Annotated in this window: 10 protein-coding genes; 9 read left to right on the top strand and 1 reads right to left on the bottom strand. The window is 36.4% G+C overall.

Annotated features, from left to right (window positions below; translation table 11 throughout):
• The first annotated feature begins 277 nt into the window (after positions 1–277).
• The 9 genes from ACWNCI_RS05870 (at position 278) to ACWNCI_RS05830 (ending at position 16,169) form a co-directional block, all read left to right on the top strand.
• On the top strand, positions 278–1,546 hold the full coding sequence (locus tag ACWNCI_RS05870) for a hypothetical protein (RefSeq protein WP_449387547.1): 1,269 nt from the start codon (positions 278–280) through the stop codon (positions 1,544–1,546).
• A gap of 67 nt (positions 1,547–1,613) precedes the next feature.
• On the top strand, positions 1,614–2,621 hold the full coding sequence (locus ACWNCI_RS05865; RefSeq protein ID WP_449387546.1) for a T9SS type A sorting domain-containing protein: 1,008 nt from the start codon (positions 1,614–1,616) through the stop codon (positions 2,619–2,621).
• A 267-nt stretch (positions 2,622–2,888) separates the two neighbouring features.
• A complete protein-coding gene (locus ACWNCI_RS05860; protein WP_449387545.1) occupies positions 2,889–3,710 on the top strand; it encodes a hypothetical protein in 822 nt (273 codons plus the stop codon).
• 24 nt (positions 3,711–3,734) lie between these two features.
• Positions 3,735–4,988 carry a S41 family peptidase gene (locus ACWNCI_RS05855; RefSeq protein WP_346985170.1) on the top strand — a complete coding sequence of 418 codons (1,254 nt, stop codon included), beginning with the start codon at positions 3,735–3,737 and terminating at the stop codon, positions 4,986–4,988.
• A 483-nt stretch (positions 4,989–5,471) separates the two neighbouring features.
• Positions 5,472–7,049, top strand: coding sequence for a Na+/H+ antiporter (locus ACWNCI_RS05850; protein ID WP_346985172.1), 1,578 nt, complete (start codon positions 5,472–5,474; stop codon positions 7,047–7,049).
• Between the two features lie 339 nt (positions 7,050–7,388).
• Entirely contained in the window at positions 7,389–11,297 is a 3,909-nt protein-coding gene (locus tag ACWNCI_RS05845) for a response regulator (RefSeq protein WP_449387544.1), read from the top strand.
• Positions 11,298–11,310: 13 nt separating this feature from the next.
• On the top strand, positions 11,311–11,667 hold the full coding sequence (locus tag ACWNCI_RS05840) for a response regulator transcription factor (RefSeq protein WP_449387543.1): 357 nt from the start codon (positions 11,311–11,313) through the stop codon (positions 11,665–11,667).
• Between the two features lie 6 nt (positions 11,668–11,673).
• Positions 11,674–12,744: a HEAT repeat domain-containing protein gene (locus ACWNCI_RS05835; RefSeq protein ID WP_449387542.1), complete on the top strand. Its 1,071-nt coding sequence runs from the start codon at positions 11,674–11,676 to the stop codon at positions 12,742–12,744.
• Positions 12,738–16,169 (top strand): sulfatase-like hydrolase/transferase, encoded by a 3,432-nt coding sequence (locus ACWNCI_RS05830; RefSeq protein WP_449387541.1) that lies wholly within the window; start codon positions 12,738–12,740, stop codon positions 16,167–16,169. The genes ACWNCI_RS05835 and ACWNCI_RS05830 overlap by 7 nt, the downstream gene beginning before the upstream one ends.
• A gap of 4 nt (positions 16,170–16,173) precedes the next feature.
• Here ACWNCI_RS05830 and ACWNCI_RS05825 read toward each other — a convergent pair whose 3' ends face one another.
• Positions 16,174–17,406: a YaiO family outer membrane beta-barrel protein gene (locus ACWNCI_RS05825; protein ID WP_346985179.1), complete on the bottom strand. Its 1,233-nt coding sequence runs from the start codon at positions 17,404–17,406 to the stop codon at positions 16,174–16,176.
• Between the last annotated feature and the right edge of the window lie 195 nt (positions 17,407–17,601).

Raw genomic sequence — 17,601 nt, 5'->3', positions numbered from 1 at the left:
AGAATAGCGTTCATTGTTAATAGTAATATTACCTTGGAAAACCCGCCTTTCGGAGTGAGACCATTTGAGATTAAGAAATATCAACCATGCTCGTCAAGTGCCGGTTTTAATGGGGTAATTTGGTAAAGCACTTTTCATTGTTGTGCCTTTCGACATTGAAAATGTGAAGAAACAAAAAACAAAATGGGAGACAAAAGGCATTGTCTCCCCGAATTTAATCCGTTGTGGGCATAAATATAGCGAAGCCCACAACAAAAGTAACCAAATAACCAATATTATGAGAAATTTTCTTCTTGTAGCGATCGCAGCTTTGTCTCTGACAGCTTGTCGCCAAAACGATTCCGTAGCGGAAGCAGATTCTAACTTTGACATGCATTCTGCATCTGCAGATTATGCAGAGTGCTCTAAACCTGTACAGACGGTGTCAGGTAATTTGACAACGATGACTTGGACGTCAGATAAAATTTGGGAGCTTGATGGTATCGTAAATATTCCAAGTGGAGTAACATTAACCATTCAGCCGGGAACTTTTATCAAAGCAAAACCTAGCACCAATGGCGCGGCTACAGGTGTTTTAGTTGTACAGAAAGGAGGGGTGTTAAATGCTAACGGAACAGCTTCTGCTCCAGTAGTATTTACAAGCTATAACCTATTGGATTGTGATTCTGAAACAACCGGTGCTCCTGGTGATTTCGGAGGAGTAGTTATTTTAGGAGATGCACCAACAAATACAGGTACTGACACTACAATTGAAGGTCTATCTGGGTCTCAATATTTTTATGGTGGAACAAATTCAACTCACAACGGTGGTTCATTAACGTATGTTCGTATTGAATATGCCGGTTTTGACATTGGTATTAATTCTGGAAATGAGATCAATGGTTTAACATTGGGTGGTGTTGGATCAGGAACAGTTTTGGATCACATTCAGGTATCTTATGGAAAAGATGATGCTTTTGAATGGTTCGGAGGAACTGTAAATGCATCTAATTTAATTGCTTTTGCACAAGATGATGATGGGTTTGATTTTGATAATGGATATACTGGTACAGTTACAAATGCACTTGCCCTGGCTGATTATAACTCCACACATAGCTTAAGTGGTGGAAGTCCTGACTCTAACGGTATTGAGCTGGATAACAATTCAGGAGGTACTGTAACTTCGTTAATTACTCATCCGGTTATTAATAATCTGACGATTATTGGTGCACAAAACGGAACTCAAGGAGCTTTATACGAAAACGGAATCCATATCAGAAGACGTGGAAGCTTGACACTTAATGATGCATTAGTTACCGGATATCCTACAGGTATTCGAGTTGAAGGAACAGGTTCTGCCTTAGCACCACTTAATCTTTCAACGATTTATGCACACGGATTTACCAATGCTACAATAGGAACACCTACGATTGCTAATGTTGCTACGGGATCACCGGCTTCAGTGTTCTTCCTTACAGGAAATCCATTCTTTAATTCAGGTAGCTGGACTATTGCTCCAAGATCATGGAATTATAATGGTGTTTGGACAAAATACAGCGGTTTTTAATTTTTTTTAATATGTTAACAATAGCAGGCAGCAGTAAGCTGCTGCCTGTTTTTTATATCTAAATAATATGAAACAAATAATTATCAGCTTAGCGGTACTGCTAAGTATCAGCTTAAAATCACAAAACTTATATGTTGCTTGGGAAACAACCTTTGATACTCCTGCAGAAGTAGCAGGCTGGCAGTTTATCGATGGTAATAATAATAGCAATACATGGAATGTTGGGCCACACGTTGTTCGCCAGTCGAGTACCAACGTATACACTGAGGTAGCACCAAACTTTGTTTTGAGACATACTGCGTATATTCCTAATGTAACAGGCAGTCCTGCTAACCTTAAGCCAGGCTATGAAAATGATGTTGAAGACTGGGCAATTTCCCCACAAATTGATCTGTCAACATATAGTGGAGAAATTACTTTAGCGGCAATGATCGGAAGAGTGATTACCTATAACACGACTTCTGCAAGTAACAATACCTATAAAGATATTTTTGTGTATGTAAGCACTCCAAGTAAACCAGTACCGAGTGTTTCCGATTTTCAGGCAATACGTGCTAATATTGTGGCGGCTTATGCCACTAATCCTAATGCATTGCCTCCAAGATTAAATATCACCAATGCAGATTATATTGCGGCAAGCAATGCTTTATTTGCACAGGCAACAGCAGATCTTTCGCAGTATGCAGGTCAAAAAATTTATATAGGTTTTTGGACCAACCGCAATTACTCAGGCGGTATTGGATTTGATCAGTTACCTTTTCTCAATACAAATTCAAGTTTAAGTTTTCAAATCGATGAGATGCAGATTTTTGCAACACAACAATCAACCTTATCGACTCGTGAAGCAAATCCTAAATCAGCGGTAACGATATATCCGAACCCTGTAACTGATGTGCTTTATCTGAAAGAGATGACTAAGGCTTCTGTATTAATATACAATGCAGCAGGGCAACTGGTATTAAACCAAACAGTAAACAATGGGCAGATTAATGTTAGTACATTGCCAAAAGGTATTTATATGCTGTCTATAAGTGCTGATGGTAAATCATACAATACGAAATTCATCAAAAAATAACCATTTTTCATCTAAACTGTAACAGTCTTTATATATTGTTAGTTGTTTTATTGCCCCTTATATCGAAAAACTTAGCACAATGATGTAAGCTTTATCCGAATCAAATAGAAGATATATTGTTTAAATACGTCCACAGGTGATTGATTTTACCTGTGGACACTTAAAAACTGCAGTAGGCAGTCTAAAAGTAGCGTTCATGGTTTTTATCAGCTTAAACAGAATCAGGGAGAACTCTTAGTTAATATTGAAATAATTAAAATAAATAAAATGAAATCGAATATTCTCGAATTCTTAAACGAAAATAAACGCAAAATAGCTAAAACAATAAGTATAATGGCTAAAAATATTATTACATTTTCTGTCATAGCAATAGGTTTATTTTCATGTACAGACGAAACTTTACAATTGAATGATGCTGACCAGAAATATGGAGAAGTAAACATTAAAGGATATTCCAATCCTGATTTATTACAGTTAAGGTTTAATGGAGAACCCGTAGTAATTGGGGGAGCGACTTCTTACACCAATAATATTTTAACCCAATTAAAATTTGTTTTGGATAATGGTGAAAATAATTTACTTGGCATTTACAATAGTAATACGGGGAAGGAAATTAAAACATTCAATATCAACTATGATAATATAGATCAGTATAAAACGATAAATTTTATCAGTTTACCCACAATTTTTCTCCAAACATCAGTAACCAAGCCGACAGTAAATCTGGGGAGAGTCGGCTTTGAGTTTATTTTTCCAAATTTGGGAGAATTTTCGGGTTCAAGCCTCCAAAACGTTAAGGGTATTCTCAAAAGAGAAAGTTCCGGGGCTGTCCTTGCAACTTATGATAACATCGGAAAGAATACTTTCACTGAATTAAAGCCAACCATTACCTATTTTACTGGAAATGTATTGCTTGAGCTCTACAAACCTAATTCCTTAGATCCTTACGCCGGAACTCCTTTAATAACAGTAAAAATGAGCACGGCCTACATCAATAATAATAGAGCAAAGCTTATCGTCCTGCAAGAGGTAATGGAAAATGGAATGTGGACAGTGAAGGGAGATATTGATATTGCTCCGTATTTATAATTTTAAAATAAAGAATAAAAATTAATGAAAATTTGGTTCTTATTACTGTTTGTTTTCACGCTATTTTCCTGTAACAGGATTGATGATGAAGACTTCAGGCCCGATTTTGCCGAGGGAACAACTGAATCCGTGAATCTTTGGGTTCAGGATTCAATGAAACGTTACTATTATTGGGCCGCAACCATGCCTCTAAAACCGAATTACAGTCTTCCAACACAGGAATTTTTTAAAAGTCTCCTTTCTCCGGAAGATAAATTTTCCAATATTTTAAATAAGAATGATGCCTCGACATATTCCAAAACTACGAGAAGTTTATATGGTTTTGATTACTCTGTTTTACAGCAGAATGGGAAAACATTTGCCATTGTTAAATTAGTAATGAAAAATTCTCCGGCCCAAAATGCCGGTTTGCAACGTGGAAGAATTATTACGAAAATAAATGGAACTGCAATTACTTCTGGAAATAAAAATCAGGTTGAATCGTTGATTATCGATTCTGCTTCACCGATAAAATTAACGGTTGGTGTTTGGGATAATGGAAATATCGTCAACGAAAATGAAATTACAATATATCAAAGTTTTACATTTGATCAACCTTTAGTTTCCAGGATTTTTGAGCATAACGGAAAAAAAGTCGGCTACTTATATATTTATAATTTTCAAAATGGACTTGCACAATCTTTGGTTAGTAAATTTACAGAGTTTAAATCTGCAGGAATTTCAGACTTAATTTTGGATCTTCGCTACAACTACGGTGGAATACTTGCATCTTCTACCGCTCTTTGTGCAATGATTCCATCAGGAATATCGGCTAGCTCTCCATTTATTATTTATAAAGGAAACAAAAACGGCGGTGAAGTAACTTTAACTTTTGCCCAACAAATAGCCTATGACAACTCTGCTCCAAGTTTTAATACTTTATTAAATCAAAACTTAGGACTTAATAAAGTCTATGTTTTGACAACGGCAAGTACAGCATCCGCTTCCGAAACGGTGATTAATAATCTCAAACCTTACATTCAGGTAGTACAGATCGGTGAAAAAACAATGGGGAAAGATATGTCGGGTTGGGATATTACTGACCAACGAAAACCACCGAAAATTTCTTGGCAGATTCATCCGATGATTTACAAATTATTTAACGCTGGCAACGTGGGAAATTACAGTAGTGGATTATCACCAACCATTATAAAGAACGAATTTGAAACCTTGCCAATCTTAGACTTAGGTGATCCTAACGAAACCTTACTTAAAAAAGCTTTACAGGAAATTAATTAAACCCAAATTAATATTTTGGAAAATATATTTTACATATAATTTTCAATTAAAGAATTAGAAATATTGAAAAAAATTGATACTAAAGAATATCAGGATTTGGTAGATCTATTTGAACGGTATAAGCTATTCCATCAGAAATACGGAAATTTTACAACAACTGAGCAAGAAGATAAAATCTTGCGCCATAACATTTTGAAATTGAAAGGTTCTTATGCTCAATATGAACTGCTTCTATCAGAACTTAAAGCTTGTATTCAGAACTATCGGACTACCAAAGACTTCATAAAGGTAAAGTTAAATAATCAAACCCGAAAAATGAATAGTATTATTAAAAACAAAAAATAGCTCTTTTCATTCTTTTTTTTAATTTTATAGGAAGTTGACAGCAGTTGGCTTTCTTTTTTTATTACATCATTTTAAATCTTTAGTTAACATTTAAATATTTTTAAAAATTTGATATATTTAAATATCTAAAATTTTTATATGCTCAAAAACTTTGAATTTTATCTTTTTTTGGTTCTTTTAATTACAATGCTCATCATGCTGGCCAAGAAAATTCAGGTTGCATATCCGGTTTTATTGGTATTAGCCGGGCTTTTTATAAGTTTTATACCTGGCGTGCCACCAATTAAAATAGAACCCGAATTATTATTTATCATTTTTTTACCTCCTTTACTATATGAAGCTGCATGGTCGACCTCTTGGAAAGAACTTTGGAGATGGCGCAGGATCATTTTCAGTTTTGCTTTTGTAGTCGTTTTTTTTACCGCGTTATCAGTTGCTGTTTTTGCGAATTATTTTATTCCGGGATTTTCTCTGGCCCTCGGTTTTTTATTGGGTGGAATCGTTTCTCCACCAGATGCAGTTAGTGCCGGAGCAATTCTGAAATTTGTAAAAGTGCCGAAAAGACTAGCTTCAATTCTTGAAGGTGAAAGTTTGCTGAATGATGCTTCTTCTCTCATCATTTTCAGATTTGCAATGATTGCTGCTGCAACCGGACAATTTGTATGGCATGAAGCAGCCGGGAGTTTTGTATGGATGTGCTTTGGTGGGTTGGGAATCGGACTTGTTATTGCGTACATCTTTATGAAAATGCACAAAATTTTACCTACCGACTCAAATATAGATATTCTACTGACTTTTATTGCACCGTTTTCAATGTACCTGGCGGCAGAACAGCTTCATGCGTCCGGAGTTTTGGCGGTAGTCACTGGCGGATTATTTCTTTCTTACCGGAGTCATGATTTTTTAAGCAGTGCATCAAGAATACGTACGGTAACAGTTTGGGAAAGTTTATGTTTTTTGTTAAATGGAATTGTTTTCATGCTTATCGGTTTAGATTTGCCGGAAATTGTTTCAGGTTTAGGGGAAACAGATATTTACACAGCAATGGGTTATGGAATTGCAGTTACCGCTGTACTAATTATTGTAAGAATTTTGGCAGGTTATGCAGCGGTAGTTACAACCTTGATTATGAGAAATTTTATCAACGTTGCAGATGCACAGCATCCCGGCTGGCAAACGCCTTTAATTATTGGCTGGACAGGAATGAGAGGCGTAGTTTCTTTGGCAGCAGCACTTTCCATTCCCTTGACTCTGGATGATGGAACTCCTTTTCCGCAAAGAAATATGATTCTCTTCATCACATTTATTGTTATTTTGTCAACACTGCTGCTACAGGGGCTTACGCTTCCTTTTTTACTTAAAAAATTTCCACCGGTAGACCGCGACTTTATAAAAAGTGAAAAAGAAATAGATTACGAAATTCAGAATAGTTTGGCAAAAGTAGCGATTGATAAAATTCGAAGCGATTATGCCCACAGGATAGAAAGTTTCCCGGCACTGAAAGATCAATTGCAGAAATATGAAAACCAATTAAACAGTTCTGAAATTATTCTTAATTATAAGCAATATAAAAATATTTATCTAGACATTCTCGACACTCAAAGAAACTGGCTCATCAATAAAAACCGCGAAGAACTTTTGTTAGATGAAGAAATAATTAGAAAACATCTTCGATTACTTGATCTTCAGGAAGAAAGATTGAATATGAAGGGCTAAGACGTGGTTAACTAATAAATTTAAGGCAGCATCAATTACCAATACGGGATTTTCTTCAGACAGTTTTATAGATGATTTGGTTCGTTTGAGCCAAATTAAATAGTAATAGACTTTTACAAAAACTCAAAATTTTTCATCTTCAATAAATATTACTTAAAATATTCTGCAAACGGTCATGTACTTTCTATAAGTGATTAAATTATTTTTTAATCATAAAGATATTATGATGATAATTTTTTTTGCTATTTCTTAAATATTGTAATATTCAAAAGTTATAAACAATTATTTTTGTCTAATTTGTAAAAATATTTAATTTTTTTAGATAACTTAGTTTGCACGATGAATAAATACCCACTTCCCGAGAATGAAGCAGAACGATTGAAGAAATTAGACTTTCTCAATTTGTTGAATCTGGGCAAAGATCCACAGTTTGATGTGTTTGCAGAAACGGCATGTCTGATTTCGCATTGTCCTTCATCATTGATTGCCATTATGCGAAGTGATGAGCAAACGATGCAAAGTTGTGTTGGACTTTCGATAGATTCTGTGGACAGAAAAAATACGCTTTGCCAGTATTCCATAGCTTCCGGTGAAGTCGTTGTAATCAATAATACACTTTTAGATGACCGCTCTTCTGATAATCCTATAATTCTTGAAGGAGGGATAAAATTTTACGTCGGAGTTCCAATTATAGACGAGGACGGCTTTGCTTTGGGTACGATCTGCGTAATTGATTATGTTCCTAAAACAATTTCTGAAAATCAGATTGGTGCCCTTAAAAAACTTTCGGATGTTATTGCAAAAATTTTGACATCCAAAAGAAAAACCGTCAATGCCGAATATTTCCAGCAAACTTTTGATATATCAAATAATATAATCTGCGTTCTTGATGAGAAACTGAGATTTAAGGACGTTAATCCTGCATTTGAAAAAATATATTCTATCAAACGAGAAGATGCTGTCGGACAGTATTTTCCAGATGTTTTAGATCAAGACGGCCAGTTCTCGTCAGTCCTAAATGATTTTGAAAATGGAAAAGAAGTATCATTTACAACATCCACAAGAAACCGCAATGATACTTCTACAATTGTTGAGTGGTCTCTGAAGCAAAACGAAAAATTTTCTGAAGTATTCTGTTTCGGTATCAATATTACATCGCAATCGGAAGAAAAGCGTCAGCTGGAAAGTTCCGAAAGGCGCTTCAGGAGTTTTTTCGAGAATGCAATAGGATTGATGAGTATGCACGATATGGAGGGGAATATCATTGCTGTTAATGAAAAAGGCCGTGAAACCCTGCAATATTCTGCCGGGGAAGTAGCAATGCTTAATCTCAAGGATTTGGTTCCTGAAAATAACCATCCTTTACTGATGAAATATCTAGAGCGCATTAACAAAAATAAAGAGGATTTTGGAACAATGATTCTCAAAACTAAGGAAGGTGCTGAATTGATATGGATGTATCATAATCTCGTGGAGATGGATCAGGATGGCAGACCTTATGTTGTAAGTACAGCGCTCAATATAACAGAGAGAATGAGTCTGGAAAAAGACCTGCTTCATACAAAAAAAATGCTGGAGCAGACGAACTCTGTGGCTCAGGTGGGCGGCTGGGAAGTGAACCTGAAAACCAATACTATATTTTGGTCACAAAGTACTAAGGAAATTCATAAAATAGAAAGTGGTTATCAGCCGGATCTCGAAAATGCAATTGGTTTTTATAAAGAAGATAACCAGGATAGGGTTAAATTTTTATTCAACAGAGCGGTTACGGAAGGTATCCCTTATGATGAAGAGTTTCAGCTGGTCCGGAATGATGGTGTTACAATCTGGGTAAGGGTGAAAGCGATACCGGAATTCGAAAACGGTGAGTGTGTAAGAGTCTTTGGTATTATCCAAGATATCAATAAGTTCAAGAATATGTTGCTAGAGGTGACAAAAAAAGAAGCAATGATGCAGTCTTTTGCAACGTATGCTCCCGATGCCATAGCGATGTTTGATAAGGAGCTTAACTATCTTGCAGTCAGTAGCAGCTGGAGGGATGAGTTTAATATGAATCATCCGGATCTTATCGGACAGAATTTGTTCACTGTTTCACCCAATGTACCGGAAGAAAGAAAGGAAATCTACCAGGCCGCGCTGAAGGGGGAAATTTACGTCAATGAAGATTTTATTCTAAACATAGAAGGTAAGAAAGAAACACAGCACTATAATCTGAAGGTGGGACCCTGGTACGTTTCTGATGATGAAATAGGAGGTGTGATTGTTTCTATTCAGAATATCACAAACGCAGCCATCATCAATAAAGAATTGAAAGAAGCCAAAAGAATGGCAGATATTGCAAGCAAAACCAAATCAGAATTTCTTGCCAATATGAGTCACGAGATTCGTACGCCGCTGAATGGCGTCATAGGATTTTCCGACCTTCTTCTGAGAACACCTCTTAATGAGATTCAGACACAATATCTTAATTATATCAATGAATCCGGTGAGAATCTGCTGAACATCATCAATGATATTCTTGATTTTTCTAAGATAGAATCCGGCAAGCTTGAACTCTTGATAGAACCTTACGATGTTTACGATATGGTAAGCCAGGTTATCAATGTGATTCTTTACCAGTCGCAGAAAAAGAATATTGAGCTGCTCCTTAATATCGAGCCGGGGCTTCCGAAAACTTTATTAGTAGACGGAGCAAGGCTGAAGCAGATTCTGATTAATCTTCTCGGCAATGCCGTTAAATTCACAAAAGAAGGTGAAATAGAACTTAAGGTTGAAAAGTTGAATATTAACAATCAGAATATTAAATTACGTTTTTCAGTAAGAGATACGGGAATAGGAATCCCGCCGGATAAACAAAAGTACATTTTTAATGCCTTTACACAGGAAAACAGCTCCATCAGTAAACGATATGGTGGAACGGGTCTTGGGCTTACCATATCAAATAATATTTTGGGGTATATGGGAAGTAATCTTTCCTTAATTAGCGCCCCGGAAAAAGGGTCAGTATTTTTCTTTGATATAGAGATTCCGTACGAAACGTCCGAAATAAAAGATGAAAATGAATTTATTTCGATTAAACGTGTCCTGATTGTGGATGATAACGAAGCAAACAGAATCATCCTGAAACATATGCTTGATTATAAAAATGTGGAATCTGTGCTTGCTGCTAATGGTATGGAAGCATTGCAAATGCTATTGAAAGGTGAACGTTTTGATGTGATACTGATGGATTATCATATGCCGATTATATCCGGTCTGGAGACTATTGATAAAATTAAAGAGCTGTTTAGCCAACGCAACGAGGTTTTGCCTCTGATCATTCTCCATACTTCTTCCGAAGAACACGATGTCATCAATTCCTTCCGAAAAGAAGATAATTCTTACTTCCTGATGAAACCCATTAAGTCTGAAGAGCTGTACAAAACGCTCAGACGTGTGGAGAAGAATAGTTTTAAAGAAGAACCTGTTGTTGTAAAAGATATAGAGAAAGACCATGTATCTGTTTTTCAGGAAATGGATGTATTGCTGGTTGATGATAATCCGGTTAATATGGTTCTGAACAACAGGATGATGAAAGCAATCTCGCCTCATTCCGATCTTACAGAGGTGGTGAACGGACTTGAAGCTTTAGAGGAATGCAGGAAAAAGCAATTTTCTATAATCCTGATGGATGTGCAGATGCCGGTGATGGACGGCATAGAAGCTACGAAACAAATTCGGCTTTTGCCGGGATACGAAACTGTGCCGATTATAGGTGTTACGGCCGGAAATGTACTGGGTGAAAAAGAAAAATGTCTGGAAAGCGGTATGAATGATTTTCTCCCAAAACCTTTAAGACAAAATGATCTGGAAACAATGTTGAAAAAATATTTTCCTGTTATTGATAACCCTAATGATAGTAACGATTCAAATACTCCGGATAAACATATTGACATGCCTATGCTCAACGGACAAATAGGCGATGATGCAGAATTTCGAAATTTGTTTCTGAATCTCGTTGTTCAGCAGTTGGATCAGGCAATGAAAGATATTAAAACTGCGGAAGATGCTAAAAATGTATCAGATATGGAGATAATCCTTCATAAGCTGAAAGGGACGGCAGGAACAGCAGGACTTTTCAGACTATCGGAATATGCTCGGGAATGGGAAATAAAATTGAGTAAGAGCATGGATTTTGCATCGCTTTACAAAGAGATAAGTGAAGAAATAAGAATAGGATTAGAAATAATTAAAAGTTTAATAAAATAAAATTTACATAAGTATGCTGATTTTGGTTGCAGAAGATGATGAGCTGATTCTCAAAACAATCGAACATAAATTAATAAAAGAAGGACACGAGGTAATCCTGACCAGAAACGGAAGAGAGGCCATCGATACCCTGAAGGAAAAAGATGTTGATGTCGCCATTACCGATATTATGATGCCTTTTGCTTCCGGGATAGAAATACTCTCCGAATTGCAGTCTATGGGGAAGCAGACCCGTGTGATTATGCTTTCCAGTATGGGACAGGAAGAGGTGATTCTCAATGCTTTTGATTTGGGAGCTTCCGATTTTATTGTAAAACCGTTTAGTCCTAATGAACTCATGCTGAGAATCAAAAGATTTATACCTAAATAAAATTTAATGCTAATAATTTCATCGGTACATTTTCTTTTCATTGTATTTATGATAATGCTGTCATTGGTGATGGCATTGATTATCGCTGTCCTGATCTACAACTTTCTAGAATATAAGCAATCTCTCCGCATAATCAAGTGGTCTGATATTATCAATAGAAAGATTTCTGAAGTGATTGTGTATTGGGAAGAAGGGTCGATAGATGATGATGACCAGTTCAAGATTCTCAGCCAAAATGCGTCATTCAGAAATTTATTTCTCCAGAAACTGGTGGATTCCGAAAAAAAGTTTTCAGGAGGTGCCAAGGATAAAATAAAAAGTTTATTCAATGATTATAACCTTCAGAAAGAAGCGCTTAAAAAACTTAATCAGAAAAAACCACATCTCATCGTAAGAGGCATTACGGAGCTGACGGTGATGGACGTAGAGGATGCTGTGCCAAAGATCACTACATTTTTATTACATCCTTCCATTCAGGTATATCAGGAAGCACAATATGCAATGGTAAGATTCAAAGGTTTTGAAGGCTTATATTTTCTGGAAAAACTTAGTTCAAAAATTTCGGAATGGCAGCAGCTGAGGTTGCTCCTTTCCATATCATCAATACCTGAAAATTCCGATGCCACCATTGGGAAATGGTTGGAAAGCACCAATGATTCTGTAGTGATTTTCGTACTTAAACTGATAAAAAAGTTTCAGATGCTGACCCTTTATTCTAAAACCATAGAATTGCTTAACAGAGATTCTGTTAAGGTCAGAATTGAAGTCATTAAGGTACTGATGTCATTAGAAAACCCTGAGACGGTCGCTTATCTCAGCGAGATATATGATGAGCAGCCGGAGGAGGTGAAGCTAGAGATTCTTCGTGTTATACAGATCTCCAAAGATCAATGTTGTACAGATTTGCTTAAAGATGAACTGAAAAATGAGTTATCACCAGGGATTAAAGTTAATGCGGCACAGGCGCTCTATAAGCTCGGACATCAGGATTATTTATCAGAGCTTGCCCATCGCGAAGATTCGTCCGAAGAGCTGATTCAAATTGTAAAATACGCTTTACAGGAAAAAGTATGTTAGAGTTTTCACACATAGTATATGAAGTTGTCATCTGGCTATATATTTTATATGGTACAGCCATCGTTATTATTTATGGTTGGGTAGGCATTTATGCTTTCGGAGCCGTTCTTCGTTATAAAAAAGAAAATGTTTTTACAGATTACAGCATTATTGCTTCTAATCCCAATGCGCCCGTTTTCAGTGTTCTCGCGCCTGCATATAACGAAGGAATGACCATCGTGGAAAATGTAAGGTCGCTTCTGTCGCTTTATTATCATAATCTTGAGATCATCATCATCAATGACGGCAGTAAGGATGATTCTATGCAAAAGCTTATAGAAGCTTATGACCTGGAATGTGTGTCTTATTTTGTGCAGGGTAAGATTGAGACTAACAAAATCAGGGGCATTTATAAGAGTAAGAATCTTGCTTTCAATAAACTGCTTGTTGTTGATAAGGAAAATGGTGGAAAGGCCGATGCTCTCAATGTCGGGATCAATGTTTCTTCAGGGCAATATCTGGTCTGTATAGATGTGGATTGTATTCTGGAACAGGATGCGATTCTTAAGCTGGCAAAACCATTTCTTGAGGAGACTGATAAAAAGATTATTGCCTGCGGAGGTGTTATCCGTCTTGCTAATAATTGTGTGATTGAAGACGGAAAAGTTGTCAGCGTCAATATGCCGAAAACATTGTTAGGAAGAACGCAGGCGTTGGAATATATAAGAGCATTTGTACTAGGAAGAATGGCGTGGTCAAGAGCATCCGGATTAATTCTTATTTCAGGTGCCTTCGGCGTTTTTGACCGGAAAATTGTTTTGGAATGTGGGGGATATGACAGAAAAACTGTAGGTGAGGACATGGAGCTGGTAGTACGGATGAGGAAATACATGGAAGAACGGAACGAACCTTATGAAGTTCTGACCATTCCGGATCCGCTTTGCTGGACAGAAGTTCCCGAAACGAAAGATATCCTCAAAAAACAGAGAAACCGCTGGATGCGCGGCACTATAGAAACTTTGTGGAAGCACCGTAAAATGATGTTCAACCCGAAGTATAAGAAATTGGGTATGATTAGCCTGCCATATTGGTTTTTTTTCGAATTTTTAGGCCCATTGGTAGAGTTTTCAGGATATTTTGTTTTTATCATTTTTCTTCTTTTAGGGCTTATCAGCTGGCCTTTTTTCTTTGTTCTTTTCGCGCTTGTTCTTTCGTTGGGATTTCTATACTCTGTTTATGGAATACTTGTCGATATGCTTAGTTATCAGGTTTACAGTAAGAGAAAAGATTTCTTTGCGCTGATAGGAACTGCGTTTTCAGAACCGTTTTATTTCCATCCGATTACCGTTCGTGCAGGAGTGAATGGCTTCGTGGATTATTTCAAAAAATCACATGGCTGGGGAGAAATGACGAGACAGGGATTTAATCAGAATACGCAGAATCTTCCATTAGGAAAAAGGATTTTTACAATTCTGAAATTCGGTCTTAAACAGTGGGGTACAATTGCGCTTACATTCACTGTTCTGTTTCTGCTTGGCCTTGTAACAGAGTGGCTGTGGTATCATTACAATTTTAAAGGAGTTGATACATCGGCAGTTATCGGAGCTCTTTTCATAGATAATCTCCTATTTTTGTTGGAATTGATTTTCGGATTCGGAATCATCTATCTGCTGATAAATTTTGTTAAAGAAAATTGGGCGAAGAAATTGGCTATTGCTGCCTGTGGACTAGTCGTTGTGCTGCAATATATTCTGTTTCTCTATTTTTCCGAGACAGGAAATCTGCTGGGATCAGACCTTATTTATTACAGTAAAGAAGAAATCAAACAGATTCTTGAAGCCAGCGGAATGCTTAATTTTAAAAACTATGCATTATTAGGGATTTTATTGGCGGCTTCTTTCATTCCGTTGTGGTTAGCAAGCAGATTCCGTCTAAAGTCGGTTTATCCTTCATTATCGATTTTTATTTTGGGATTGGTGGCATTCTTTGTCCCGACAAATAGTTTACACTCTGAAGAATTGAGCAATGCCAATGAATTTAATCAGAATGCAGCTAAAAGCAAGTGGGCTTATTTCTTTAAGGCCAATGAAGAAAATTTTATAAGCGAACATCCTGAGATTAATGAACTTTTCAGCGAAAAAGAAAATATCAGCTATGAAAAAAACATTCTGAATGAAGCTTTTCCATTTTGGAGAAAAGAAGATACGCAGGATTTTCTTGGTCAATATTTTAATCACTCCGAAGAAGTTCCTAACCTCGTGTTTGTTGTGATGGAAGGTTTCGGACATGCCTATTCTTCGCCGAAAGGCTATATCGGTAATTTCACGCCTTTTCTGGATTCTCTTTCCCAGAAAAGCCTATATTGGGAAAACGGTTTGAGTTCTGCAGGTCGTACTTTTGGTGCATTGCCATCGCTCACGGGTTCTTTGCCTTTTGGGAAAAACGGATTTTTAGAAATTGAAGACACGCCCGATCATTTTAATCTCTTCAACATTCTCGGAGCCAATGGTTTTGAAACCGGATTTTATTATGGTGGTAATCTTTCATTTGACAGGTACAGAGAATATTTGAAATATAGCAAAGTCAATAATATTATTGATCTGAAAGCTTATGATAAAACGTACCGAAAACTTCCGGCTAAAAACGGCAACCAAAGCTGGGGTTTTGAAGACCAGGCTGTTTTCAAAAAAGTATTGGATGTACAAAAGGTAGATTCTAAGCCTTATTTCAATATGATCCTTACCCTTTCTACTCACAATCCTTTTGCAATAAACAACAGTAGTTATTATGAAAAATTATATAATGAAAGAATTAATTCAAACCTCTTGACATCAGAGCAAAAAAAATGGAGCAGACAATATAAAGATCAGTTGGTTTCAGTTCTTAATGCTGATGATGCACTGAAGCAGTTCTTTAATAGCTACAGCAAAAGAGGAGATTTTGCGAAAACTATTTTCTTCATCACAGGTGATCACAGTATGCCGGAGATTCTACTAGAGTCGAAGATAGACCGGTTCCACGTTCCGATGATGATATATTCACCGATGCTGAAACAGGCAAAAAGATTCCAGAAAATTGTAAGTCATTTTGATATTGCGCCTTCTCTCTTAGCCTATTACAAAAAGAATTATAACCTGCGTACACCTTCCACAGTGGCTTGGGTGGGAAGAGGCTTTTCTCCGGATTCAGAAATCAGCAAAGGTGATATTCCGATCATGCAGAGTAAAACATTGCTTACGGACTTCGTTTCAGAAAAATATTACCTGCACGATTCTGATCTCTTTATTCTCAACAATTCTGAAGAGGATGCACTTGACAATCCTCAGATTTATAAAAAAATAGAAGGGCGTTTCAACCGTTTTAAAAGGATGAATTCAAAATTTTATCAGAGCAAAAAGCTGATTCCGGATTCTGTCTTTACCAATTTTATGAGGAAAGGAAAGTAATGTTTTAGAATTTTCTGGTGTAACCGACCGTTACATCAATCTGGTTTCCTTTGGTGTGAGGTTGATATTCCTGGTTGTAGTACATTGTTCCCACTGAAAATAAGTTTCTGTCTATAGAGAAATTATATTCACCTCCGATTTTGAATGTTTTAAGTTTATAGACATCATTTTGAAGCAGGTTGTTGATAGATTCTTCCGGACTGATTCCGGTCCCAATCTGAAACGCAAAATAATCCTGGCCGCTTTTGGTATAATAACGTACAGTACCTGTGTATGAATGTGAAATATTCTGATTATCAGGTGTAAGATAAGTTCTAATATTAAACCAGAAATTTTTATAATATTTCCCCACAGAGGCTGTGTACATCCAGATATTGCTGCTAAAGTAGAGTTGTCTGTAACCGATCTCTGCCTCAAAGCTTTTTGGGAGATTTGCATTCAGTGAAACACCTGTTCTGTATTTTGGAAAAATCCCTACATCTTTAGAATAGGCACCTCCTACATAAAGGTAGAACATATCAGATAATCTTGGATAAGCCTCCAGTTCAAACTGAGCGCCATTTTCCGCAAATTTATTGGCATAGTTGGCCCGCAGAATGATTGAACCAATTGGTGTCACCCTTTTGTAACCAACGCTCACAATGTGCCAATCATTGGCAAATTGCTTATCAAAGTGAGAATAATTATAGGTAATGCTTACTGCATTTTTAGAAGCAAGGTCATTGATTCGTACGGCAAGACTATTAGCTTCAGTATTTTTTGGATTAATCTTCAGCACATTTTCAATAGCATTCTTTGCAGCTGTGTAATCCTTCGCAGAATTATAGCTTTTCGCCTTCAATAGCCAAAGCGATTCGGACTGAGAATGATATGAAAGACCTTTGTCAATGATTTCTATAGCTTTAGTATTGTTATCATTCCAATATTCCAGAGATGCGTACGCGATGAAATAATCTTCATCCTGTACATTTTTTTTATCAAGCTGCTCAAAAACAGTTCTTGCAGAATCAGGGTCTTTATTCCAGGTGTATAGCCTGCCGAGAAAAACTGAAATATCAGTATAGTTGGGCGCTATTTCCAGTGCCTGTTTGGCAAGTGATATCGATTTTGGATAATCCTTTTTCTCAAATGCTTCGGTTCTGGCATTCGCAAATAATTCGTCAGCAGAAAGTTTCTGCTGGCTGTAAGCCTGAAAAGGAAGTAATAATAACAATAAAAATTCAAAATGTTTTCTCATCTAAAATGAATAGCTATGTTGAAATCTTATCAACAAATATATTGAACTTTTATATTAAAAAATTAAAAATTGATGGAAATATAGATTTATTATTATCTCTATTTTTATAGCTTAATATTTATGGTTGATTTATCAATAATAAATATGACTATTTATCTCTGTTCAAAGATTTCAGCATTCCGTCTTCATGATATT

The sequence above is a fragment of the Chryseobacterium lineare genome, assembly GCF_977014045.1.
This window is presented reverse-complemented; position numbering and strand designations above follow the sequence as displayed.

Coding starts and splice junctions, on each gene's coding strand:
- ACWNCI_RS05870 (WP_449387547.1), top strand. CDS start 278: ATGAGAAATTTTCTTCTTGTAGCGATCGCAGCTTTGTCTCTGACAGCT.
- ACWNCI_RS05865 (WP_449387546.1), top strand. CDS start 1,614: ATGAAACAAATAATTATCAGCTTAGCGGTACTGCTAAGTATCAGCTTA.
- ACWNCI_RS05860 (WP_449387545.1), top strand. CDS start 2,889: ATGAAATCGAATATTCTCGAATTCTTAAACGAAAATAAACGCAAAATA.
- ACWNCI_RS05855 (WP_346985170.1), top strand. CDS start 3,735: ATGAAAATTTGGTTCTTATTACTGTTTGTTTTCACGCTATTTTCCTGT.
- ACWNCI_RS05850 (WP_346985172.1), top strand. CDS start 5,472: ATGCTCAAAAACTTTGAATTTTATCTTTTTTTGGTTCTTTTAATTACA.
- ACWNCI_RS05845 (WP_449387544.1), top strand. CDS start 7,389: ATGAATAAATACCCACTTCCCGAGAATGAAGCAGAACGATTGAAGAAA.
- ACWNCI_RS05840 (WP_449387543.1), top strand. CDS start 11,311: ATGCTGATTTTGGTTGCAGAAGATGATGAGCTGATTCTCAAAACAATC.
- ACWNCI_RS05835 (WP_449387542.1), top strand. CDS start 11,674: ATGCTAATAATTTCATCGGTACATTTTCTTTTCATTGTATTTATGATA.
- ACWNCI_RS05830 (WP_449387541.1), top strand. CDS start 12,738: ATGTTAGAGTTTTCACACATAGTATATGAAGTTGTCATCTGGCTATAT.
- ACWNCI_RS05825 (WP_346985179.1), bottom strand. CDS start 17,406: ATGAGAAAACATTTTGAATTTTTATTGTTATTATTACTTCCTTTTCAG.